At 38.3% G+C, this 24,719-nt stretch carries 25 protein-coding genes; 3 read left to right on the top strand and 22 right to left on the bottom strand.

The annotated features are described in order from the left end of the window. Positions 1-100: 100 nt before the first annotated feature. The 14 genes from OZX68_01775 to OZX68_01710 form a co-directional block, all read right to left on the bottom strand. Positions 101-1,204, bottom strand: a complete 1,104-nt coding sequence (locus OZX68_01775; GenBank protein ID WEV60998.1) for an FtsQ-type POTRA domain-containing protein — start codon at positions 1,202-1,204, stop codon at positions 101-103. Between the two features lie 4 nt (positions 1,205-1,208). Then, positions 1,209-2,300, bottom strand: coding sequence for an undecaprenyldiphospho-muramoylpentapeptide beta-N-acetylglucosaminyltransferase (gene murG, locus OZX68_01770; protein ID WEV60997.1), 1,092 nt, complete (start codon positions 2,298-2,300; stop codon positions 1,209-1,211). Then, positions 2,297-3,655, bottom strand: coding sequence for a UDP-N-acetylmuramoyl-L-alanine--D-glutamate ligase (gene murD / locus OZX68_01765; GenBank protein WEV60996.1), 1,359 nt, complete (start codon positions 3,653-3,655; stop codon positions 2,297-2,299). Before murD ends, murG begins: the two co-directional genes overlap by 4 nt. A 159-nt stretch (positions 3,656-3,814) precedes the next feature. Then, on the bottom strand, positions 3,815-4,150 hold the full coding sequence (locus OZX68_01760) for a P-II family nitrogen regulator (protein WEV60995.1): 336 nt from the start codon (positions 4,148-4,150) through the stop codon (positions 3,815-3,817). 11 nt (positions 4,151-4,161) lie between these two features. Next, positions 4,162-5,400, bottom strand: a complete 1,239-nt coding sequence (locus OZX68_01755; GenBank protein ID WEV60994.1) for an ammonium transporter — start codon at positions 5,398-5,400, stop codon at positions 4,162-4,164. 113 nt (positions 5,401-5,513) lie between these two features. Further along, positions 5,514-6,401 (bottom strand): aldose 1-epimerase family protein, encoded by an 888-nt coding sequence (locus OZX68_01750; protein WEV60993.1) that lies wholly within the window; start codon positions 6,399-6,401, stop codon positions 5,514-5,516. Next, positions 6,398-7,624: an aminopeptidase gene (locus OZX68_01745; GenBank protein WEV61354.1), complete on the bottom strand. Its 1,227-nt coding sequence runs from the start codon at positions 7,622-7,624 to the stop codon at positions 6,398-6,400. Before OZX68_01745 ends, OZX68_01750 begins: the two co-directional genes overlap by 4 nt. 181 nt (positions 7,625-7,805) lie before the next feature. Then, complete coding sequence (gene groL, locus OZX68_01740; GenBank protein WEV60992.1) at positions 7,806-9,434, bottom strand: chaperonin GroEL; 1,629 nt, start codon at positions 9,432-9,434, stop codon at positions 7,806-7,808. Positions 9,435-9,461: 27 nt separating this feature from the next. After that, positions 9,462-9,746: a co-chaperone GroES gene (groES, locus tag OZX68_01735; protein ID WEV60991.1), complete on the bottom strand. Its 285-nt coding sequence runs from the start codon at positions 9,744-9,746 to the stop codon at positions 9,462-9,464. Between the two features lie 94 nt (positions 9,747-9,840). Beyond that, entirely contained in the window at positions 9,841-10,506 is a 666-nt protein-coding gene (locus OZX68_01730) for an HAD family phosphatase (protein ID WEV60990.1), read from the bottom strand. 92 nt (positions 10,507-10,598) lie between these two features. Then, positions 10,599-10,988, bottom strand: a complete 390-nt coding sequence (locus tag OZX68_01725) for a single-stranded DNA-binding protein (GenBank protein ID WEV60989.1) — start codon at positions 10,986-10,988, stop codon at positions 10,599-10,601. 98 nt (positions 10,989-11,086) lie between these two features. After that, positions 11,087-11,710, bottom strand: a complete 624-nt coding sequence (locus tag OZX68_01720) for a DUF4479 and tRNA-binding domain-containing protein (protein ID WEV60988.1) — start codon at positions 11,708-11,710, stop codon at positions 11,087-11,089. Further along, on the bottom strand, positions 11,711-12,025 hold the full coding sequence (locus OZX68_01715) for a thioredoxin family protein (GenBank protein ID WEV60987.1): 315 nt from the start codon (positions 12,023-12,025) through the stop codon (positions 11,711-11,713). Continuing rightward, complete coding sequence (locus tag OZX68_01710) at positions 12,022-12,318, bottom strand: hypothetical protein (protein ID WEV60986.1); 297 nt, start codon at positions 12,316-12,318, stop codon at positions 12,022-12,024. Before OZX68_01710 ends, OZX68_01715 begins: the two co-directional genes overlap by 4 nt. Before the next feature lie 189 nt (positions 12,319-12,507). Between OZX68_01710 and pepA the strand changes: the two genes are divergently transcribed. Together pepA and proC are read left to right on the top strand one after the other, a co-directional pair. Beyond that, positions 12,508-13,575: a glutamyl aminopeptidase gene (gene pepA, locus OZX68_01705; protein ID WEV60985.1), complete on the top strand. Its 1,068-nt coding sequence runs from the start codon at positions 12,508-12,510 to the stop codon at positions 13,573-13,575. Between the two features lie 18 nt (positions 13,576-13,593). Then, entirely contained in the window at positions 13,594-14,373 is a 780-nt protein-coding gene (gene proC / locus OZX68_01700; protein ID WEV60984.1) for a pyrroline-5-carboxylate reductase, read from the top strand. 36 nt (positions 14,374-14,409) lie between these two features. Here the strand turns inward: proC and OZX68_01695 are convergent, their stop codons facing one another. Together OZX68_01695 and OZX68_01690 are read right to left on the bottom strand one after the other, a co-directional pair. Next, complete coding sequence (locus tag OZX68_01695; GenBank protein WEV60983.1) at positions 14,410-15,702, bottom strand: U32 family peptidase; 1,293 nt, start codon at positions 15,700-15,702, stop codon at positions 14,410-14,412. 138 nt (positions 15,703-15,840) lie between these two features. After that, entirely contained in the window at positions 15,841-16,761 is a 921-nt protein-coding gene (locus OZX68_01690) for a U32 family peptidase (protein WEV60982.1), read from the bottom strand. 263 nt (positions 16,762-17,024) lie between these two features. Between OZX68_01690 and OZX68_01685 the strand changes: the two genes are divergently transcribed. Further along, on the top strand, positions 17,025-17,303 hold the full coding sequence (locus OZX68_01685) for a DUF3270 family protein (protein WEV60981.1): 279 nt from the start codon (positions 17,025-17,027) through the stop codon (positions 17,301-17,303). Between the two features lie 135 nt (positions 17,304-17,438). On the opposite strand, the gene tpiA is transcribed toward OZX68_01685, so the two are convergent. The 6 genes from tpiA to OZX68_01655 all read right to left on the bottom strand — a co-directional run bounded on the left by tpiA (position 17,439) and on the right by OZX68_01655 (position 24,634). Next, the gene (gene tpiA, locus OZX68_01680; protein WEV60980.1) at positions 17,439-18,197 is read right to left on the bottom strand and encodes a triose-phosphate isomerase; all 759 of its coding nucleotides are present in this window, start codon (positions 18,195-18,197) and stop codon (positions 17,439-17,441) included. A 157-nt stretch (positions 18,198-18,354) separates the two neighbouring features. Then, positions 18,355-19,506: a mannitol-1-phosphate 5-dehydrogenase gene (locus OZX68_01675; protein WEV60979.1), complete on the bottom strand. Its 1,152-nt coding sequence runs from the start codon at positions 19,504-19,506 to the stop codon at positions 18,355-18,357. A 9-nt stretch (positions 19,507-19,515) separates the two neighbouring features. Beyond that, the gene (locus OZX68_01670) at positions 19,516-19,953 is read right to left on the bottom strand and encodes a PTS sugar transporter subunit IIA (GenBank protein WEV60978.1); all 438 of its coding nucleotides are present in this window, start codon (positions 19,951-19,953) and stop codon (positions 19,516-19,518) included. A 1-nt stretch (position 19,954) separates the two neighbouring features. Beyond that, on the bottom strand, positions 19,955-21,904 hold the full coding sequence (locus tag OZX68_01665; protein ID WEV60977.1) for a PRD domain-containing protein: 1,950 nt from the start codon (positions 21,902-21,904) through the stop codon (positions 19,955-19,957). A 12-nt stretch (positions 21,905-21,916) separates the two neighbouring features. Further along, a complete protein-coding gene (locus OZX68_01660) occupies positions 21,917-23,686 on the bottom strand; it encodes a PTS mannitol transporter subunit IICBA (protein WEV60976.1) in 1,770 nt (589 codons plus the stop codon). A 123-nt stretch (positions 23,687-23,809) separates the two neighbouring features. Then, on the bottom strand, positions 23,810-24,634 hold the full coding sequence (locus OZX68_01655; GenBank protein ID WEV60975.1) for a methyltransferase domain-containing protein: 825 nt from the start codon (positions 24,632-24,634) through the stop codon (positions 23,810-23,812). Positions 24,635-24,719 lie beyond the last annotated feature (85 nt).

Here is a 24,719-nt window from a genome sequence, read left to right as displayed (position 1 = left end):
AAAAATAATCTATCTTACTAGCTTGGTAAATCCTAAGCCCAGCTAAATTAAAAAAAGGAGATAGATTTATCTCCTTTTCATGCTCCTTGAGCTGCTCAATTTATTGGCCGCTGGTTGCTGTATTTTGCGTATCAGCTGCCTCATTTGAACCATCAGCTGCTTGGTTTTCCTGATTTTTATCTTCAGTTGCCTTTTTATCACTGGCATCTTCTTTTGCTGGTGGATTTCCCTTGGCATATGAGAAAATTCCAGCTTCCATGTCAATATCACTTGCTTCTGTTAAACTCTCCTTAATACTTGTATAGTAAGGAAGTTTTAAGGTCATCTCGCTTAAGGGGACAATGATTCGATTACCATCTCTTAAATCTAGGGTTAGAAGGTCAGATGTAGCCTTACTTGGTGTTTTTTCGACACGGGCTATCTGGCTGCTTATTTCCTCATTTAGGCTGGTATAGGCTTTTATAAATTGCTCAACCTCACTCTTATCTGTCATCTCGACCAAAAGAGGAAGTTTTTTGTCAGTTTTATCCTCAGTAATTTTAGCATCTGTCAGATATATACCGTCTGAAAGGACGGGATAGTAGTCTTCCCCGTGCTTGATATAGGCTATCTCAGGATATTCCTTAACTGCTATCAACACCTTATTAGGAAAGGCAAGGGAAAGCTTGGTTGATTCAACCCTTGGAAAACTTTTAGTAATGGCACGCTCGATGCGACCTCGGTTAAGATAGATATGAATTATCTTGTCGTTTAACCTAAGCCCTGAAGCCTCAGCAAGAGACTCGACACTTTCACTCGCTTCACCTTTAATTTGAAATTTACCAATCTTACTGTAAGGACTGACAAAGTAAGCACTTGTCCCAAAAACTAATAGAAAGACAAGTAGGACGGCCCACATTTTCTTAAATACAGAAAAAATTGGCTCCTTCTCCTCCGTAGAAGCTTTTTCATCACTAGCTACAGAATCATCTTCCTCCATAATTGTTTCAGCTGGGTCACCTTCTTCATCACTTGCAGAATTAGATTTTTTTTCAACCGCATCATCTACTAATAGATCCTCTTCTGATTCGGCTAATAAGGCTTCTTGTTCAGCCAATCTATTTTTTTCCCGCAGTTCAGCTTCAGACTCAAGGTGCTTCTCTTGCCAGGGACTTAATTCCTTGTGTTCTTCTTGCTCTTTATTTTCTTCATTATTTTTTGACATATTTTTATACTAAACAACTTTTAATCACTTGATACAAGCGAATATTTGAGTCTGGTACTCCTTCTCTAAGTGATGCTTCAGACATCTTTCGATAAATGGATTCATTAGAAAATATTTTTTCAACTTCTAATAGGATTCTATCACCCGTAAGATCAGCGTCTGCAATAACCTCTGCTGCTCCTGTTTTTTCCAAGGTCTGAGCATTTTTTTCTTGATGACTTCCAGGGTCATGGGGGCTTGGGATGAGGATTGTTGGCAGTCCCAAGGCTGTAGCTTCAGCGATGGTGGTAGCACCCGCACGACTTACCAAAAGGTCAACATTTGACATGATTTCTGACATGTTAGAAATATAGGGGACAACTGCGATATTATTCTCATGGTCATATTTCTTAAAGGTCTCCTCATATTCCTTATAATAGTGTTCGCCAGCCACATAAACAACCTGATAATTTTTACCAATGAATTTTGGTAGGACGTCAAGCATGGCTTCATTGATGGTAAAGGCACCTCTTGACCCCCCAAAGATCAAAACAGTCTTTCTTTCAGTCGACATGTTAAAAATCCCTAAGGCACCAGGAACAAAGAGATCAGCCATCTCCTGAGCCCTAGGATTTCCAGTGTAAACCGCCTTGTCCTCAGGAAAAGACTGAGCTGTTCCTTGAAAGCCCAAGGCTACCTTTTGAGCATAGCGACTTAAAAATTTATTAGTAAGGCAGGGGATACTATCCTGCTCATGTAAAACGGCAGGAATACCCAAGCGACCAGCAGCATAAACAACCGGTGCTGAAACATAACCACCCATGCCAAGAACAATATCAGGCTCAAAATCCCTTAAAATATCCTTGGCCTCACCAAGAGATTTAACAAATTTGTAGGCAATCTTAAGGTTGGCTAGATCAAAATCCCTTTTAAAGGCTTGGACGTCAACCGTCCTAAAGTCAATGCCAAGCTCAGGTACGAGCTTACTTTCAAGTCCATGTTGGCTTCCAACATACAAAAGCTCAACTTGAGAGTCAATATTTTTCAAATATCTAATAAATGCTAAAGCTGGATAGACGTGTCCCCCTGTTCCACCACCAGTTACTACGATTTTCATAAACTTTCCTTTATTTTTTCAATTTCTTTAATGAAAATATCTCCACGAATTTCAAAGTTTGGATACTGATCCCAACTAGCATTGGCAGGGCTTAAAAGGACTGTATCGCCAGCTTGTGCATGGTCATAAGCTAACCTAGCTGCTTCAGCTACGTCCTTACTTTCCAGCAGAAAAATACCCTGGCTTTCAGCAAGTTCCTTTAACTTAGGTGCAGTCTGACCAAAAACAATCATTCCCTTTAGATTTTCAATATCAGAACTTAACTCTTCAAAGCCATTACCTCGATCAAGCCCACCAGCAAGTAGCCACAATTTATCATTTTCAAAACCACTTAGGGCCTTTTGAGTCGCTAGGATATTGGTAGCCTTACTATCATTGTAAAACTTGATATCATCAATACTTGCAACAAACTGCAGACGGTGTTTAACACCTGAAAAATGTGATAAAACCTCAATGATTGAAGCATTTGTTGCCCCCTTTAATTTGCTAACAGAAATAGCGGCAAGGGCATTTTCTAAATTATGGTCCCCAGGTAGAGAAAGATCAGCTACATCCATGACGTACTCGTCCTGATAATAAATTTTCCCGTCTTGAGCGTAGGCTCCGTTCACCTTGTCAGTACTTGAAAAGAAAACAACCTGAGCCTTAGTCTCTTGGGCCAAATCCCTTAAACGCTTCTGATTATAATTTAAGACCAAATAATCATCTTGGTCCATATTTTCTTGGATTCGCCACTTGGCTGCCTCATAATTTTCCTGGCTACCGTGATAGTCAAGATGGGCTGAGAAAATATTAGTAATAAGTGCAATATGAGGATGAAACTCATCTATGCCCATCAATTGAAAGCTTGACAGCTCCATAACCAAGGTATCTGTACTAGTAGCTTTAGTAGCGACATCACTTGCTGGAAAACCAATATTTCCAGCTAACTTAGCTGACATACCTGATCCATTTAAAATATCAGCAATCATGGTAGTGGTGGTGGTCTTACCATTTGACCCTGTAATTCCAATAATATCAGCCTGGCTGATTAAATAGGCAAGCTCAACTTCGGTTATAACAGGAATACCCTTAGAAAGAGCCCTTGCTACCATAGGATTTTCATAGGGGATACCAGGATTTTTAACCAACAAAGAAAAATCTTCATCAAGAAGTTCAAGGGGATGGCTACCACTTATTACTCGGATACCTTTTTCTAGTAGCTCTTGCCCCTCAACATTTTCATCAATTTTTTTGCCGTCATTAACTGTAACAAAAGCCCCTAAACTATTAAGGACTTTTGCTGCACTTGCTCCACTTTTTGCAAGCCCTAGAACCAAAACTTTTTCATTTTGAAATTTTGAAATTTTTTTCATGGTAACCATCCACCGCCTTCTTTTACTATATAAGAGTTTACTTTTTTTGATGGATTTTTTCAAGTTTTTCATGAATTTAATAAGTAAATTACAGTCTTTTAATGAGCCTGTCATCTAAATATAAAAAAACAGGGAAAATCAGCTCCTTTCCCCCGCTCTTTAATCTCTTTCTTCCTGGCCAGTACGAATTTTAATAACCCTTTCAATCGGTGAAATAAATATTTTCCCGTCACCCGCTTCACCCGTATAGGCAGCCTGGCAAATGTCTTCAACTATTTGATCTACTAGATTATCAGTGCAGATAATTTCCACCTTTACTCTGGCAAGCAACATGGGTTGAATGGCCCTACCACGAATATATTCCTTAAAGCCCTTTTGTTCCCCAAAGCCAAGCACCTGACTAACAGTCATTCCTGTTATTTGACTATTGTCAGCCCACTTAACCTTAAGGTCCTCAAGTTTTTCAGTTCGAATAACCGCTTCTATTTTCTTCATCTGCTCCCCCTCTAACTATCTAATCCCATAAATGTTGGATAGGCAGTCTCATCGTGCTCACTATCGTCTAATCCAATGGCTTCAGCCCGGTCTTCAACACGAAGTTTGACAAAAATGCTTATAAATTTCGCAATTATCCAGGTCATGGCAACCGATAAAATAATGGTGAAAACAATGGCTTCAAACTGGGCCAAAAATAATTTGATATCACCAAAGACTAGCCCATAATAGCCTTCTTCTGGACTTAGAGCTTCCTTAGTAAATAATCCAGTTGCCAGGCCTCCAAAAATACCACCAATTGCATGGCAACCAAAGGCATCCAAGGAGTCATCATAAGAAAATACCTGCTTGACCTTAGAAATGGCAAAGTAACAAATTGGACTTACCAAGAGTCCGATAAGAACTGCTGCCCAAAGGGGAACAAAGCCTGCACCAGGAGTTATCCCAACTAAACCTACAACCAGGCCAGTAGATGCTCCAACAAGGGTTGGTTTTTTGATTAAAATTAATTCAATGACAATCCACGAAAACATGGCCGCAGCCGCCGCTAGATGGGTGGTCATAAAGGCGTGAACAGCAAGACCACTGGCTTCAAGGGCACTACCTGCATTAAAACCAAACCAACCAAACCATAACAAACCAGCACCCAAAAGAACAAAGGGAACATTGTGAGGACGGTATTCCAAGTGATTGTATTCCCTACGCTTGCCAAGAATTAAGGCAAGTACCAGTCCCGATACACCACTTGATATATGAACCACATTTCCTCCTGCAAAGTCAATGGAATGAATCTTTTGAAGTAAACCGCCGCCCCATACCATGTGGGCTAATGGATAGTAGACTAAAAGCAGCCAAAGGGGAATAAAGAGTAGTAAGGCCTGCATTCGCATCCTTCCAGTAACTGATCCGGTTAAAATTCCAATGGTAATTATTGAAAACATCATTTGAAAACCAGCAAATAGACCATCAGAAATTTTCAGAGAATGAATGCTATTATCAAACATACTCACATTATCCAAGAAGATATGCTTTAAATTTCCAAAGAATAGGTCGTCTCCGCTAAAGGATAGGCTATAACCTACTGCAAACCACATAAGCGAGGCCAGAGCCAATGATACTACTGCCATCATCATGGTGTTCAATACATTTTTACGACGCTCAAGACCCCCGTAAAAGAAAGCCAGGGCCGGTGTCATTAAAAATACCATAGCCGCACAAATAATTATAAAAACCGTGCTTGCTCCGTCCATAAAAACTAAATCCCCCTAAATTTTCATTTCTTATGTTATAAAATATAACATAAGAAACAAGGAATTGCAAAAATAAACCTACAATATAAAAAAAGGTGCTGCAAAGAGCACCTTTAATCTATCTCGATTGTATACTTACATTCAAATTTTTGGTCAGCTAAAAGTTCATTAACGGCATATTTATTCATGATATCACCGTCTGTTTGATCGTCGTCAGCAAGTCCACACCAAGGCTCCAAGCAAACAAAAGGGGCTTCTTTAGGGTAAGGACTCCAAATTCCTAGATAAGGCATATCTTGGTAGGAAACCTTCACCCTTCTCTCATCAAATTTGTTAGAAATTATAACATCTGTTTGGTCAGGTGTCTTAAAAATGAGAGCATCCTTAGAGAATAAATCCCTGGTCAGAGGAAATTCTGACTGTCCACTTACAAATGCCTGATCCAAATGGAGGGTTCCCTCCTTGAGGTCAAGAGGAATCCTTGTTCTCTTTTCTTCTGGCAAAACTGTAACCATGTAGTCTTCAAAGCTTCCTTGAGCCATGGGAATGTTGAAGGCTGGATGTGCTCCAATACCAAAGAACATAGGTTTGTCATCTAAATTCTTAACAATATACTTAACTTCAATTTGATTATCAATCAGACGGTAGATAATCTTTAAAGAGAACTTGAAGGGATAAACTTCCAAGGTTTCATCATCATATCTCAATTCATACTCAAGTTGATTTTTTAAGCTATCAAAAAGCTTATGTTCAACTTTGAATTCCTTATCTCTTGCAAAACCATGCCCTGAAAGTCGATAGGTTTTACCATCGTACTTATAACTTTCATTCTTCAGGCGGCCAACATTAGGAAAGAGGATGGGGGCACGACGACCCCAAAATTCCTTATCTCCCTGCCACAGGTATTCTACCCCGTCCTTAGATTTAATACTTTGAAGTTCTGCTCCCTTGTTTTTAACAACCAGACTTAAAAATTCATTTTCTAGGGTCAGTTCACTCATGCCCACTCACCCTTTCTAAAGATTGGAACAATGCTTCCATCTTCTTTGATACCGTCAATATCCATTTGAGAGCTTCCAATCATAAAGTCAACATGGACATCACTTCTATTTAATCCGGCTTGGTCCAACTCCTCTTGGCTCATTTCAGTACCACCTTCAACACTAAAGGCATAGGCTTGACCAATGGCAATATGATTTGAAGCATTTTCATCAAAAAGTGTCTCAAAGAAGGTAATTCCACTAGCAGAAATCGGACTTGAATTAGGAACTAGGGCAATCTCACCAAAATAGTGGCTACCTTCATCAGTCGCAACTAATTTTTCTAAAACTTCCTGTCCTTTTTCAGCATAAACTTCTGTAATTCGTCCATTTTCAAGAGTTAATTTAATGCCATCAATGATGGTTCCAGCATAACTTAAGGGTCTAGTACTTGACACAACGCCATCAACGCGTCTTTTATCAGGAGCTGAGAAAACTTCTTCTGTCGGCATATTAGCTATAAATTTTTCCCCGCGAGAGTTAGCACTACTTGGCCCTTCAAAAACATAATTCTTTGGCAGTCCAACAACCAAATCCGTACCTGGAGCTTGATAGTGGAATTTATCGAATTTTTGCTCGTTCAACCACTTAGCTTTTGATGTTAGAAGTTTATCATGAGCATCCCAAGCTTCTACTGGATTTTCAAGATTTGTTCTAGTTGCCTTGAAGATTTCATCCCATAATTTACTTGTCGCTTCTTCAAGAGCTAAATCTGGGAATACTTCATGGGCCCAAGCTGGACTAGCTGCTGCAGCTACAAGCCATGAAAATTTATTGGCCTGAAGGGCTGCCCCTAATTTCCTACTAGCCTTACCATTTGTAGCCTGAGCGAGGGCAATCCTTTCTGGATCAACACCCTCATAGGCTGCTGGATCATCTGAAACGATACTGATGCGACTAGCTCCTGATTCAATCCATTCATCAAACATCTTGCTTGTTGATTCTTTAATTTCATCAAGATTCTTAGCTGAAATCAAACGCTCACGATTGATAATTTCATCTGACCATCTCACGATAACTTCACGTGCTCCCTGACGGTAAGCTTCTTTTACAATCAGCCTTGCTAGAGGAGCTTGTTCTACTGAAATATTTAGGACAACTGTATGGTCGTTACCTACGTTTACTCCGATTTTAACAATTAGTTCTGCATATTTTTTTAAATTTTCTTCAAATGTAGCCATAATATCCTCCAATTTTGATAATATAATTATAACATATCATTAACTTATAAATCTAATCTCAAAAACCAAGCATTCATTCTGCCCTTAAATACTATATTTTTAAAATAAAAAAATCCCGCAGCAATAAATCTTGTCTGCAGGATTTTTATTTTTAAAAGTTGATTAATCTTAGACCAACTAATAACTACATCATACCACCCATCATTGATGGGTCCATTCCCATAGCAGGGTTTGGCATTTCAGCTTCTGGTTTATTGGCTACAACAGCTTCAGTTGTAAGAATTAGGCTGGCAACACTTGCTGCATTTTGAAGGGCAGAACGTGTTACCTTGGCAGGGTCAACAATTCCTGCTTCAAGCATATCAACCCACTCACCAGTGGCAGCATTGAAACCTGTGGTACCTTCACTATTTTTAAGACGATCAATGATAACACTACCTTCATAACCAGCATTGATAGCAATTTGGCGGACCGGCTCTTCAAGGGCACGAAGGACGATATTGCGGCCTGTTGCCTCGTCACCAACAAGCTCAAGGGCAGCAACTGCTGGAATAACAGATACAAGAGCTGTTCCTCCACCACTTACAATTCCTTCTTCAACTGCAGCTCGAGTTGCATTAAGGGCGTCTTCGATTCGAAGTTTCATCTCCTTAAGTTCAGTCTCAGTGGCAGCTCCGACTTTAATTACAGCAACACCACCTGATAATTTTGCCAGACGTTCTTGAAGTTTTTCGCGGTCAAACTCACTAGTAGTTTGCTCCATCTGTGAACGGATGACAGCAACTCGGTTACTGATATTGTCTTTATTACCAGCACCCTCAACAATAACTGTTGAGTCCTTGTCTACAACTACCTTGGCAGCTGAACCAAGAGAGGCAAGGCTTGCATCCTTTAAGTCAAGGCCAAGATCTTCAGTAATTACGACCCCTCCAGTAAGGGTAGCGATGTCTTCAAGCATGGCCTTTCTACGATCACCAAAGCCAGGTGCCTTTACAGCAACAACATTGAAGGTACCGCGAATCTTATTAAGAACTAGAGTTGGTAGAGCTTCTCCGTCAACATCATCTGCGATAATTAATAAAGGTCTGTTTTGTTGAAGAATCTCTTCTAAAAGCGGAAGGACATCTTGAATGTTTGAAATCTTCTTATCAGTAATAAGGATGTAGGGATTTTCAAGGTCTGCAACCATCTTTTCATTATCTGTTACCATGTATTGTGACAGGTAACCACGGTCAAATTGCATTCCTTCAACCACTTCAAGTTCAGTATCCATACCACGTGATTCTTCAATGGTAATTACACCGTCCTCGCCCACTCGTTCCATGGCTTCTGAAATGTATTCACCCACTCGTTCAGAACGGCTTGAAACACTAGCAACAGAGGCAATTTCTTCCTTGCCTTTAACAGGTTTTGAAATTTCTTTTATAGCCTTAACTGCCTCAGCTGTTGCCTTTTCAATACCACGACGGATACCGATTGGGTTTGCTCCAGCTGTCACATTTTTAAGCCCTTCACGCACAATGGCCTGGGTTAGAACAGTAGCGGTCGTTGTACCATCTCCTGCAATATCATTCGTCTTTGAAGCAACTTCTGAAACAAGTTTTGCCCCCATATTTTCAAAGTGATCTTCCAGTTCAATCTCTTTTGCGATAGTCACCCCATCATTAGTGATTAAAGGTGAGCCAAAGCTTTTTTCAAGTACAACATTGCGACCCTTTGGACCCAAAGTAACCTTAACTGTGTCCGCTAGTATATCGACTCCACGCACCATAGAACTTCTTGCATCTGATGAAAATTTAATATCTTTTACCATTTTATCTTCTCCTCGTCCTATTAACTCTTATTCAACGATTGCTAAAATATCAGCTTCACGAAGGATCAATAGGGCTTCTTCTTCAATTTTAACCTCTGTACCTGCGAATTTTTCAAATACAACCAGGTCACCAACCTTAACTGTAGGAGGAATCAAATCGCCATTTAAAGTGCGACTTCCGCTTCCAATTGCTACAACTTCTGCTGTCTGAGGTTTATCTTGAGCCGAGCTTGCAAGGACAAGACCACCTATATTTTTTTCCTCTTCTTTTTTAACTCGTAAAACAACACGATCACCTATTGGTTTTAGCATGACATCCTCCAATTATTTATTAGCACTCATCTTAATCGAGTGCTAGAACTATCTATATTCTAATTCTTTAGTCAGATTTAGTCAAGCAGGATACTTATTTTTCCGCCCAAAGTCCTACCAAATCATCAAGGCTTAAAAGGACAGCTTCAGTCAAGTCCCTAAGTTCATCGTCAGCCTCTATGATATCTGGAACCATAATTACGTCAATCCCAGCCTGGTTGGCTGCAAGAATGCCATTTTTAGAGTCTTCAAGGATCAATATCTCCTCCTTAGCAAGCCCTAATTTTTGACTGGCTAGTTCAAAGATTTCTGGATCAGGCTTGGCTCTTTTGACGTCATCTGAAGAGACAAAGGCTTGGAATTTCCCCTTAAGGTCACTGCGATCAAGAAGGAGCTCAATTATCTGGGCTGAGCTACTAGATGCAATGATTCTTGGAATTTCTTTTTGGTCAAGAAAGTCAAGGAGTTCATAAAGCCCTGGCTTGGTCTCAACAAGACCTGCCCTAAAATATTCTTCTACCAGTCTATCAGCTTCTAAAATAAAAGAATTGACCTGCTCTTCACCAAATTCAGAGTCAAATTCCTGATGGTAAAAATTGATTACATCTTGGTAATTCGAGCCGATGAATCGATAGAAGATTTCATCATTGTAGGGAATACCAAAAGTTTTCGCAGCTTCCTTATTAGCTCTATGATAGACTTTTTCGGTATCAAATATGAGGCCATCCATATCAAAAATAATCGCTTGTTTTTTTATCATTACAAACCTTTCCTATGTTTTCTTACCCATGGTTTCTTTTCTATTAGTGTATTAAAACATTTTTAAGGTTTTTCATCAATGGCTACTAGCTATTAAAAGGGAAAGTCTTCACCCTCTAAAACCAAATCTTTTTGGTCAAAATTATTTTCCCTTAAGGCTTGAGCGGCACGACTTTCAAGGAGTTCAAAGGATGTGGCCAGAATCTCCGTTTGGTAGCACTTTTGATTCTCCTTGTTGGTAAAACTGCTGGTCCTAAGCTCACCATCAATTGACAGAAGGGCACCTTTTCGCCCATAAGAGCTAATCAGCTCAGCTAACTTACCCCAGGCAACAATGGAAATAAAATCAGCCTCTCTTTCACCTTGAGCATTCTTAAATTTTCTATTTACCGCCAAAATAAAGCGGGTAAAGCTCCTATCCTTGGCTGTCTTTTTCAGATCAGGATTTGCGGTTAGGCGGCCAATTAAAATACTTCTGTTCATATTATTTTTTTGAAGAAGCCCTTTTATTTTGACTACAAGCTTCTTCTTCCTCCATGCCTACATACGAAAAAAGAACGGCTTTTTACCGTTCTAATTTTTTATCCCTGCCAGTGTTTTTCTGGATTGAATTTTTCACCGACCTGAGCATCACTAGCCAATTCAATGATTCCGCGTTTTTGCGGTGCATTTGGAAGAGCAAGCTCTCTTGGGCTTGCCATCATACCATATGATGGAACCCCACGAAGCTCGCCTGCAAAAATTAGGGAACCATTTGGCATCATGGCACCCGGTAAGGCAACGATTGTTTTTAAACCTAAACGAGCATTAGGAGCTCCTGCGACAATCTGAACACTTTCATCATCAGAAATCTTAACCTGAGCAATATTTAAGTGATCACTGTCTTCATGTGCTTTTAAGTCAACAATCTCACCAACAACAAATTTTGGTTGTCCGTCAAAAGGAATTACTTGATCAAATCCTTCCTTCATAAGAAGGGCATTAATTTTTTCTAAATCTTCACCTTCAACATCAACCTGACCATTACCGATAATATCAATGACATTTGATGCTTCAAAGATATTCCAGGCTACAGTTTGACCCGTATCTTCTCTAAAAATGCGAGCAACTTGACCCTTACGGACAAAATCAAGGTCTGCTCCTTCATTGTCAGCCACGATAAACATTAAAACATCTTTTAAATTTTGGTTATATACTGCAATCACTTACTTAACTCCTGCTAAAAATTTATTTATTTCTTCCTTGGTCTTTCTTTGCTTGTTGACCAAACGACCAATCTCTTGACCGTCATTGGTTACAACAAAACTTGGGATTCCAAGAATTCCCCATTCAATGGCAAGATCCATGTACTTGTCCCTGTCAACTTCAATGAAGGTAAATCCCTTATTTTCTTCTTCAATCTCTGGCATGCTTGGTTTTATAAAACGGCAGTCCCCACACCAATCAGCGGTAAAGAAGAAGACATTTTTACCTTTTTCAACAAAAGCTGCGATTTCTTCATAAGAATTTGGTACTATCATAGTAATTTCCTCCTAATTTCAGTAATTTCAAGGGTATCATCATCGACTTCAAATTCAATACTTTCAAGCTGGTCGTCTTTTTCAATAACAAGACCACCTTCAAAAACATTGTCATAAACAGGCTCATCCATCAGCCAAGAAGCCTTGATTTCTTCATCAACTAATTCTTCTTTAACGTAGGATAATAAGGCTTTTTGCCTCTGAGCTTCCTTATTCTGATAAAGGGCATAAAGACCTAGACCAGCTGCAAGCGTTGCTGAAAGACTTAAGGCTAATTTACGCGAAGTTTTCATAATCCACCCTCCAATTTTTTCTAACCAGTAGGGAAATCCTACCAATCTCAGTGGCTTTATTCTATCATACTTTGGCTTTTGATTGTAGATTAAAGGCTAAAAGAAAGAAGTCCTGAAAATAAACTGTAAACGGGTAGGTAATTTTTTATTTTTTTGTTATCATGTTACTTATAGATTAATGGAGGTTATATGGAACTTTTTAATAAGATTAAAACATTAACGGAATTACAAGCAGCACCAGGATTTGAAGGTCCTGTCCGCGACTATCTAAAACAAGAGATTACACCTCTTGTTGACCGGGTAGAATTTGACGGCCTAGGCGGTATTTTTGGGATTCGTGAAAACGAAGATGCCAATGCTCCTAAAATCATGGTCGCAGCCCACATGGATGAGGTTGCTTTTATGGTCAGCCGCATTGAAGAAAACGGAACCTTTAGGGTGGTGCCTCTTGGTGGTTGGAATCCCTTGGTTGTAAGCGGCCAACGCTTTACCCTCTTTACTAAGGATGGTCGAAAAATCCCTGTCGTAAGTGGTGGTGTCCCCCCTCACCTTTTAAGAGGTGCTGCTGGACCCAAGATTCCTCAAATTGGAGATATTATCTTTGATGGCGGTTTCACTAATAAAAAAGAGGCTGTAGCCTATGGCGTTAAACCAGGACAACCTGTAGTCCCTGAAAGTCAAACCATTCTGACTGCCAATAAGAAAAATGTCATCAGTAAGTCTTGGGACAATCGTTACGGATGTCTAATGGTTACAGAACTATTATCAGCCCTCAAGGATGAAAAGCTTCCAAACACTCTGATTGCAGGAGCCAATGTCCAAGAAGAAGTTGGTCTAAGGGGAGCACAGGTATCAACTACCAAGTTTAATCCAGATTTATTCTTTGCAGTTGACTGCTCGCCAGCTCAAGATACCTTTGATAAGACGGCAGATGGTCGTTTGGGGCAAGGAACTCTCCTTCGTATCTTTGATCCAGGTCACATCATGCTTCCAAATATGCAGGAATTCCTTCTTGATACAGCAAGGGATGCGGGTATTAAAATGCAGTACTATGTTTCAAAAGGCGGTACTGATGCTGGGGCAGCTCACCTTAAAGGAGATGGAATTCCATCTACAACAATTGGTGTTTGTGCCCGCTACATCCACAGCCACCAAACCATCTTCAACCTGGATGATTTTGCTCAAGCCCAAGCCTACCTACAAGCGATTGTCAAAAACTTGGATAAGACTACTGTTGACACCATCAAAAATTACTAGGACATAGGAGGTAGTAACTTGAAAGTAGGATTTATTGGTGCTGGTAAGATGGCTCAAGCTATCATCAAAGGACTTGATTCAAATCGATTTGACCTCTCAATTTCAAGTCGTAATTCTGAAAAAACTAAGGATTTGGCCCAAAAGCTTGCTGTTAATTTTTGCGAGGATAATAGAAGCTTGGCCCAATCAGTTGATGTAATTGTTTTAAGCGTGAAACCCCAGATTATTCCCCAGGTTATTGAGGAAATCAGGGGTGAACTTGCTGGTAAAAAAATAATTTCCATAGCAGCGGGATTAAATCTTGCAAGACTTCAAGACCTAATCCAAGAACAGGTAGAAATCATCAGGGTTATGCCAAATATTAATGCCGAAATCTCACAGAGTACCACGGCCATTTGTCCCAATGAGCTTTCTAGTCCAGATTTTGTCGCTATTACCAAGGAAATTTTTGCAAGTATTGGTCAGGTCTACCAAATTGAAGAAAAAGATTTCCAGACCTTTTCAGCCATTGCTGGATCAAGTCCTGCCTTCATCTACATCTTTATTGACGCCCTAAGTCGAGCTGCTGTTCGCTACGGGATGCCAAAGGATTTGGCAACAGAAATCGTAGCTCAAACCGTAAGTGCCAGTGGGCAAATGGTAAGCCAGAGCAAGGAGAATCCTTGGGCCTTGGTTGATAAGGTGTCAAGCCCTGGGGGCACAACAATTGAGGGGATAGTTAGCCTGGAGGAAAATAAATTTGTAGCCTCAGTCATTGATGCAGTCTCAAAAACCATTGAAAAAGACAAAAGTTTATAAAAAAAAGATGAAGAATACTTCTTCATCTTTTTTTGTCTAAGCACGAACAGTCATGCTGGTACCATCTTTTTGATAGAGATTAATAAGACCTTCTCCGTGGCGACGAATCATGTCTCCTGGTACAACTGCCTGGGGCACAGTCATTGTTAAAAGTTCCATTGGATTTGGTGCACGGTCAATTAAATCACCATCTTCATTCCTTAGATTTTCAACTGTGGTTGAAAAGTGGCGGAAACCAGGTCCATAAAATTCGATTTCATCCCCTGCGGTAATTACATTACGCTGGCGAACAGTAGCTGTCATTGTAGCCTCATCAAAGTCTACAACCTCACCAACGAACTTGTATTCTGGAATTTTACGGCGGGCACCAAATAATTGTTGCTCCTCACTTGGAGTTCCGTAGTAGAATCCCGTAGCAAGTTCACGTTGAGCCACCTTCCATAACTCATCGACCAAGGCGGGCTTAATTTCTTCAAAGGCTTCAGGACTTTCAAGATAAGCATCCACACCTTTTTTATAAACATTGGCAACAGTTGAAACATAGTGAATTGACTTCATTCGTCCTTCAATTTTAAGGCTATCAACTCCATTTTCAATAATATCAGGTATATATTCAATCATACTCATGTCAACGGCAGACATAGAGAATTCTTCTGGAATTTGACCTTCAATGCTGCGACGCTCTTCCCCGTAAGGCATATCAAAGAGATCATACTTCCAGCGACAAGACTGAGAACATCCACCGCGGTTGGCATCTCGGTGGCTCATGTAGTTAGATAGAACGCAGCGACCTGAATAAGAGATACACATAGCTCCGTGGACGAAGGCTTCAATTTCAACCTCTGTATTTTTTCTGATTTCAGCAAGCTCCTCCATCGAAACTTCACGGGCTAAAACCACACGCTCAAGCCCAAGCTCACGCCAAAATTCAAGTGTTTCATAGTTGGTAGCACTAGCCTGGGTTGATAAGTGGATAGGAAGGCCTGGAGCCTCTGCGGCACAGATGGCAATAAGGGCTGGGTCACTTACAATAACCGCACGAATTCCGATATCACGCAGGGTGCGGAAAAACTCCCCTGCTCCCTCTTCATTCCCCTCATGGGTTACCATATTTGCTGCCACATAAACCTCGGCCCCATATTTTTTGGCAAAGGCAACTCCTTCTGCCATCTCTTCAAAGGTAAAGTTTCCAGCTCTTGAACGCAGGCCATAAGCATCACCACCGATATAAACGGCATCTGCTCCGTACTGGATAGCAACTTTTAGTTTTTCTAAGGTCCCTGCAGGTGCTAAAACCTCAGGGCGTTTTAAATTTCTTGTGTTTGACATTATCTACTCCAATTTTCAAGATTGTAAGTTCTTTTAAAAAATTACATATGCTATTTGAAAAGGTGAAAGTTAAATCCCACCAAAACTTTAGCGGATAAAAAGCTCTATTTTTATCCTTGATTTTATTAAATCTGTTTACTACTTAATATCGTCTGGGGCAAAATCATAAAAACCACGTCCAAGACTTCGACCCCTAGGATGAAGCTTACGAACTTCCTCATCAAGTTGGTAGGCCTTATCAGCTGTAAAGACATGAGCTTCAATTAAAGATCTAGCTTCGATAAATAATTTTGCAATTGCAACAAAATTATCCCCCGGACAATAAATCCCTTCAAGTTTCCAATGATTGAAATTCATGTCTGTTAATTCACCCAAAACACTCATCATGTCAACATCATCACTTGCAAAAATGTGGGTCCCGTGTGAATCTTCAAAAACAGAATAATGAGTTTCTTCATCGTTTGGTTCTGATAGGAAAAGGCCACGTTCATAGGTGATATCCTCATCAGATTTTATAAAGTTATAGTAATTCTGTAAGAGGGGACGCTTGGTCTGGTGGATAATAGTTGCCCCGTAGACTAAGATTTCCCCAGGAACCTTAAGGTGATTTTGCATGCTATTAAGCTCATCCTTTGGAAGCTCTCTTGCAAGAACAGCCCCGCAGGCCCCATGCTCTGACCAAAAGTTAACCTGCCTTGCACTTGTTACCATAGTTGATGCGTCATAGAAGTAAGGTAGCTTGTAACCATCCCTTTTAAGGACATGGATAACTCCTGCATCTCCAACTGTGATTAGATCCACTCCAATTTTTTCAAGAAAATCAAGATAGTCCTTGATTTTACGCATCTTGTCTGGGTGCATTAGTGCATTAACTGCAACTGTAACAGTTGCCTGATTCTCATGAGCTAGTTTTGTAATTTCTTCAAGTTCAGCCCAAGTAAAATTTTTGGGAAGGCGAAGTCCATACTCCCCTTCTCCGATGTAAAGAGTATCAACTCCTGCATCAAGTAATTTTTTTGCCTGCTCAAAACTTTGAGCAGTTGCCGTTATTTTTATCATTATACCTCTCCTAGCTTTCAATTATATCATGAAAATAACCAAGGAATTATACATATAACACATTTTTGACCAACTTAGACAAAATTTTGATTACAGATATTACAAAAATTTATCATAAAATAAATTTATTTTTTTGAACATAATAAAAATAAGTTTTCATTGCACTTTCATTGTAATATTTATGTAATAATACTAAAAGAATTCGTAATATTAATAAGTTAATATTTATGTTATCCTTTTAGTGAAATAGAAAGGTTCCGCTCATGCATGCATTCAAATTAAAAGAAAATAACCAAATAAAATCAGAACAAAAAAAATCATTAATTAGGGAATTTGATCCAAGAGACCACGAAGAAAAAGAAGTTGAAGTCCGCTTAAAGGAGCTGGTCCACTTTGCCAGCATGGCCCTCTTCTCTTTTAGCCTAATCATCTTAAACTACCTATTTTTAATGGTCTTACCAGTTTTTTTAAGTCTTCCCCTAGCTTTTCTAGGAAGCTTCTCCTTAATTCTTTTGGCCAAGAAATTTCTACAAAAAAATTAAAAACCTGGTCCGATACCTATAAAATTCAGGCTAGGTTTTCTTTATTATATAGTCATAATATAGCTGGTCTTATCAATTAAATTTATCAAGTATCTAAATAAAAAAACTGACGATCTCGTCAGTTTTTTTGTCGAATTATTTTACGAAGTCAAGTAATGCTAAGAATGAGTCAACTTCAAGAGATGCTCCACCAACAAGTGCTCCGTCGATGTTTTCTTTGCTCATGTATTCAACAACGTTTGATGGGTTAACTGATCCACCGTATTGGATACGAACAGCGTCTGATACTTCTTTACCGTAAAGTTTTTCAACTGTTGCACGAACAACTCCACAAGTGTTGTCAGCAATTTCTGAAGTAGCTGATTTACCAGTACCGATAGCCCAGATTGGTTCATAAGCAATTACAAGGTTTGAAACTTGTTCAGGAGTAAGGTCTTTAAGGGCAGCAGTGATTTGTCCTTCAACCCACTCAGCAGTTTTACCAGCTTCGAAAGTTTCAAGAGTTTCACCACAACAAACGATTGGAGTTAAACCATTTGCGATGATTGCTTTCGCTTTTTTGTTGATATCTTCGTCAGTTTCGTGGAAGTACTCACGACGTTCGCTGTGTCCGATGATGATGTATTCAACACCAAGGTCAGCGATTGCAGCTGGAGAGTTTTCACCAGTGAAGGCACCAGCATTTTCCCAGAAAGAATTTTGTGCAGAAAGTTTAAGGTCAGTTCCTTTACGTCCTTCAGCCATTGAAGCTAGGAAAAGGGCAGGAGCTCCGATTACAGTGTCAACAAGCTCTGATGAAGGAATTTTGTTTTTAACTTCTTCAACGAATTTATTAGCTTCTGCTAAAGTTTTGTTCATTTTCCAGTTACCAGCGATAATTGGTTTACGTGACATGGTCATACCTCTTTTATAATTTTTTTGGACCCAGGGCCCATACATGGCTATTTTATCACAAATTTATCTAAAATGCGTAAATTATCCTGGAAAATCTTTGGTATCTATAATTTTTTTGACATCACTACCAATCTAAGAAAGGAGCCTTTGATTGATACTACCTTTTATTTTTCTTAACTGATTCAACAAGTTGATTAATAAGATGGTTATCTTCAAGACCTGTAACTTCTTTGACTACCTTAGATAAATTATCTGATTTCAATTTTTCTTGAAGTTCTAAACTTTGACTATCTTCTGAATCATTATAAATAAAAATTTTTCCAACTGTAGCCAAGTGATTTGAATAATCAAGACCACGTTCTAATAATTCCCTAATCGGACGAATAAAACGTTCATTGTAACCAAGTTTCCTGATAGGGGTTCTTGCTACACGAGTAATTTCGTCTGTGATATGCGGATTTGCAAAGCGGGCAATAATTTTATCGTGGTAATCCTCAAGACCTGATTCATCAAAGTCCCATTTTGCTCGAAGAAGAGCCCTAGTCTCTTTCTGAACTCCCTTCAAAGCTGTAAGAACACGCTCATCTTCTAGGGCTTCATCAATTGTCTTAAAATTATAATAAGCACCATTATAGGCGACTGTCGCATGTCCAGTATTTACTGAAAATAGTTTCCTTTCAATAAATGGTTCTAAATTTTCTGCATAATGAACTCCTCTAATCTTCAAGTCTGGATTTTTCATCTGACTTTTGTCGATAACCCACTCAGAGAAAGGTTCAACAACCACGTAAAGTGGGTCTTCATGGGTCTGATTAGGAACAATTCGATCAACAGCGGCATTTGGAAAACCAATATATTCTTCAGCATAAGTACGATCGTCCTCATCTAGGAAGGGGATAACCTTTTCAGCTAAAAATTCACTTCCACCAATCATATTCTCACAAGCAATAATGTCAAGAGGTATTTGAGAGAACTCAGCTCTACGGCCTTTAATACCCTCAGCTATCAACTCTGCAATGAAGGGAAGGATATTAGGACCAATAGCAGTCGTTACAATATCAGCTTCTTTAATAGCATTGACTACTTCAATTGGATGAGTTCCATTGTTAATTCCTGAAACATGATCAACTCTAATTTTTGATAAACCTTCCTCAGCAAGTTCAATTTCGTACTCATGGCGACTATTTAATGCATTAATAATTTTTTCATTAACATCAACAAAGATAATTTCAAATCCGTTTTTATGTAAGATTTCACCAATAAATCCACGACCAATATTTCCTGCCCCAAAATGTACTGCCTTTTTCATAATTACCTCCTAAATATCAAAATCGAAACATTCAATAACTTCATCCACGCTTTGAGCATCTGCAAGCCTGACAACATTATCAACATCACTACAAAAGATTGAAATCTTCTGTATCAGCTCGAGGTGTTCATCGCCAATACCTGCAATACCAAAAAGGATAGTTGCCACCTTAGGATTTTCTTCCGTTCCAAAATTGACTCCTCCAGGAACCTGAACAACCGTAATCCCACTTTTAATCACTTCCTTCTTAGCTTGGTCAGTACCATGAGGTATTGCAATAAAATTACCCATGTATACAGAAAGTTCCTTATTTCTCTCAATCATAGATTCAATATAATTAGATTGAACAAAACCTTTCTCGTATAAAATTTCACCACAATACCTAATTGCATCATCACTATCAGTAAAATTTTTATTCAATTTCACCATGTCTTTTCTTATTTCCATACTAATCCTCATATTCTCTCAAACTATCAGTAATAATTTGATTTAAAAGTTCATAAATAACATCGTAGTTGCCCGAGTTATAAATTGCCATGTAAAGTTTATTTTCAATAATAGAACTTGATATTTTTCCTAATAATGAACGTGTTACCTCACTGATTTCTTTAGGAGCTAAAAATACGATAACACGTGTCGCCTTAATCTTTTTTTTATCCATTCCAAGAAGCTCAATGGCTTGATCAATGTCTAAAATTTCAAAATGTGGTTTCTTGACGATATCACTAGCCCCGTGTAAAAGCGCCATATTTGTTTCAGGAATTCCAAAAGGTGTTTTCTGAAACCTATCATAAATAAGTTTACTTAAAGACTCTCCATCTGCAGAAACTTCTGGAGATAACATTTCTCCAACAATATTTGTCAACTCATAAAGATTAGTAGCCCCATAAATTTTACCCAACTTAAAATTTTCTAAAATATCAGAACTTATTCTAAAAAACTCCGAGAAATCTGAAAAAGTTCTTATTTTCTTAGGGGGTAAACTTTTCCTTTTGACAGTTCTTTGAATTTCCCTAAGTTTTACAGAAATTTCACCAAAATTTCTAACATCTAAAATCTCATTAATCTTAATATAATCAAATTGACATTCCAAATCTTCAGTCGAAAATAAGACATCATACTCATAAAGATTGCAGCTACTAACCTTTGTTGCTTGTATGATGTCAATTTCCTTAACAAATGGAAATTGAGTCCTTATACTGCGAGAAAGAAGCTCTGTTGTCACAATACCACTTGATGTTATTAATAAAGAACGAAGAGGCAAAACATTTCCACTTCTTTCGAGAGTTGAAACAAGGTGAAGGGTGATATAAGCTATTTCTCGCATTGAGAAGGACCTTTCAAAAATCTTTTTTAAGTTCCGGCCAACAGCTAAGAATATTTCTTCATTCTCATCTTTAATTTGAGAAATCAATTGCCTATCTTGAACATTTTCTAGGAATGTAGGGAGAAGCAATGTCATTCTCATATGGGCCTTTAATAGGTCAAACAATTTTCTATCACGCTCAAAATCAATTGAAAATTCCTGACTCATAAGATTTATAAACTTGCTGATTTTATAAGAAAAATCAGTGTTAATCCTACCACTCATAAAGAGGCCAAAAGTATCCCTATCATACGCCAAATCAATAATTTGAGACAAATACATCCTATCATTCTCTGTAATTTTAAAAGGGAGATTACTACTGATTTCACCATTAATCTTAAGGGCATCATTACTGGCTCTTCCAACCTGCTCAAGTGTTCCAGGAATAATAATCATACTTAAAAAATAGAGACGGATAATTAGCTCAACCCTATCCGGGAGTTCCAAATTTACATTTTGGAAAGCTTGATTAATAGTTTGCACCTTCTTCATATCCAACAAAATTAAAATTGGATTATCAATCTTTTCATCATTAAATTTGAAAAATTCAAGTGGACTTGTTGTTTCAAATATTATACCCACTAAAATTTTTCTTTTAATGTCAACATTACAACTGATACTAAGCTTCTTTCCTCTTTTTAAAGATGCCCCATTAATATTTAAAACTTCCTCAATAAATTTTAAATCCTTAGTCAAGGTAGGCTTTGTTATTCCAAGAATTCCAAGAAGTTCATTGATTAACCTATTTTCTAGTAACAAAAGGGTTATTATAACAAGCCTTCTCTCCCTGGCATCTAAAATCTTTATACTTTTTGAAGGACTAAGTTTCTCTAAATCACCTTCAAGAGAATATCCATCCTTCTCCCTTCTTAAAATCAAACCTATTTCACTTAAAGTTTCTTGAATACTTTCAAGATCCCGATACAAGGTCCTTCTACTCGTTTCAGTTACCGAGAGCATATCATCAATTGTAAGAACTTCTGATTTTTTTAAAGCTTCAATCAATTTTTGTTCTCGATCCGTCATCATCATAGTAAAACCGCCTTATTTTTTAATTCTTTCAATTATTTTATCATATTCTGGCGTAGTTACTAAACTATCAACGCCCAGGTGGCGTGCTTTAGGAGTACGGTCTTCAATAATTTTTTCCCATTTGTCCTTAGAAATTATTAGACTATCATCTTGGTTGTAGGTTCCTAATTCTGAAAAATCAACACTTATAACTGGAACATTCAAATTATTATTCTTTAAAATTGCTTCAAAAATTGTTTTCCCCATGGTAGTACTTCCATATGACTTACCATCATGAGCAAAAATCACCCTTTTTACATCAATTTTTGACATATTTGATACTGGTTCAGATTTTTTTATAATCTGAGATTCCTCATTAACTTTTTTTTGACCCAAAAGATCCGTAACTATCTCATCATATTTAGGGCTATTTAAGAAGTTTGAAACCCATACAGTTTGTGAACTAGGTGCCATCGTACGTGCTCTTGGATTAAGTTCTTTTTGGGTAACAATAAGGGTATCACTGTTATCTTTAAGGTTAGCAATAGCAAGATTAGTAACATCAATATCCAAGCCTGCTTTTTTGACCTTATCTCGAAGAATACTTGCCCCCATAGCAGAGCTCCCCATACCAGCATCACATGCAAATATTATATGTTTAATAGATGATGGGTTTGAAAGACTATCACTTTCTTTTCCTCTATTTTTGCTTGAACTAACCTTGTCCTTAGCTTTTTCAAATTCATCTTCAGATTCTTCACTTTTATCCCGTTTAAGAATTAATGAAGCTATTAAAAACGATACAATTGCTGCTCCTAAAATACCTGAAATAACGGCTATAAAGCTACCTGCTCCTTTGGGAGTCATTCCTAAAATTGCAATAATTGATCCTGGACTTGCTGGAGCGCGAAGCCCTGCACCCAAAGTAGAATTAATAGCTGTACCTGCTACACCACCACCAATTACTGCTAAGAAAAGAGAAGGTTTCATCATTACATATGGAAAATAAATTTCATGTATCCCACCAAAGAAGTGAATAATTGCTGCTCCTGGTGCTGTAGCCTTTGCAGATCCTCGACCAAAAAACATATATGCGAGTAAAATACCCAAACCAGGCCCAGGATTTGCTTCTAGTAGAAAAAGTAATGATTTTCCAGTTTGTTGAGCTTGCTCAGTGCCCAAGGGTGTCAAAATTCCATGATTGATAGCATTATTTAAGAAAAGAATTTTTGCTGGTTCAATAAAAACGTTAGCAAGTGGAATCAGATGAGCATTTATCAGAGTATCAACACCTTTAGCCATGATATTTGTTAAAGCCTCTACAGCTGGACCTATAGCTAAATAAGAAACAAGGGACAAAAGAAATCCGATAATCCCAGCTGAAAAATTATTAACCAGCATTTCAAATCCTGCTTTAACTTTTGGCTGAGCCCATTTATCAAATTTCATTATCATCCAACCGCCAAGAGGCCCAATAATCATAGCTCCAAGGATCATAGGAATTCCGGCACCGACTTGTGCTACAGTAATTGCCCCAAAAGCACCAATGGCACCAACTACTCCACCACGATGATCATAAATATTTTTTCCTGCCGTATAGGCAATTAAAATAGGAATCAGATAAGCAAGCATAGGGCCTACCATATTATTAAATTCTTTATTTGGAATCCAACCATCTGGTATAAATAATGCGGTCAATATTCCCCAAGCTATTAAAGCAGGAATATTTGGCATTACCATATTCGATAAAGCTGTTCCCAATTTTTGAATCTTAATCTTTAAAGATTGTGGTTCTTTATTCATTAAAAGATCCTCCTTTTATGTTATAAATAGTTTTTCTACTACTATTGTAAGCGCTTTAATTTATTTTTTCAATAAAAGTAATGGCACAAAAAATCGTGCCATTTTTTAATAGAAACTAAATTACTACCTAAAATCCCTTCCCACAAGAATCTTAACATGGACTGTGGCTGTTTTTGGTGGATTCTTTCGGACTCGGTCCTTGGTTTCTTGATCCACCTGCCACTCAAGGGGGCTCATTTCCAAGAAGGCAAGTCTCAGATTCTCAGGAATATCAAAGGTATAAGAGAGCTCCTTTTCTTCCACTTCCTGATAATTATTCTTAAATTTTTCAAGGACAAGCCTATTATCATAATCAAGAGGGAGACCGTAAGCCTCCCTAAGTTCCCTTAGGTAAAACCTATCTGGGATAACCTTGATAAGCTGACCACGCACGCTCATTACTCGGTTGAACTCTTGATAATTACTGGGGGTAAAAATATTTAATAAATTATCAATGGACTTATTTTTGTAGGGCAGGCGAGTTAAATCTGCAATGGCCCAAAAGGCCGCAAGCTCCTGGTTGGTCGCAAGACTTATCCCGTCACGGGCAATATCAAAGGCAAAATTTGATCCCTCAAAGTCTAAAAGATTGATGAAAGAACCCTCCCCGCAGCCGATATCTAAAAGGCTTGTGCCCACAAGATGGCTCTTAATCCAAGCAAGCATGGGTGCATACATGCCAGCCTGAATCATCTGCCCCCGCGGAATAAACATATCTTTAGTATAATTCTCAACGACCTTGTGGCTTAAAAAATTAACATAACCCTTCTTATTGATATCAAAATTATGATTATTTTTACACTTCAAACTGTATCTTGAGAGAACAAAATCTTCCCCACATTTTGGACAGGCAAGGCTTGATAGCTCATTTTCTAAAATATTATAGGCCCGGTCAATTTTTTTTAGCATCTTTTCTCCATCTAATTTCTAGCAAGTACTTGTCCTCATTTTCTCAAATATTACCTATAATTGCAATTGCTTTAAATATCATACT

The organism is Streptococcaceae bacterium ESL0729 (genome assembly GCA_029391995.1).
GTDB lineage: Bacteria > Bacillota > Bacilli > Lactobacillales > Streptococcaceae > Floricoccus.
This window is presented reverse-complemented; position numbering and strand designations above follow the sequence as displayed.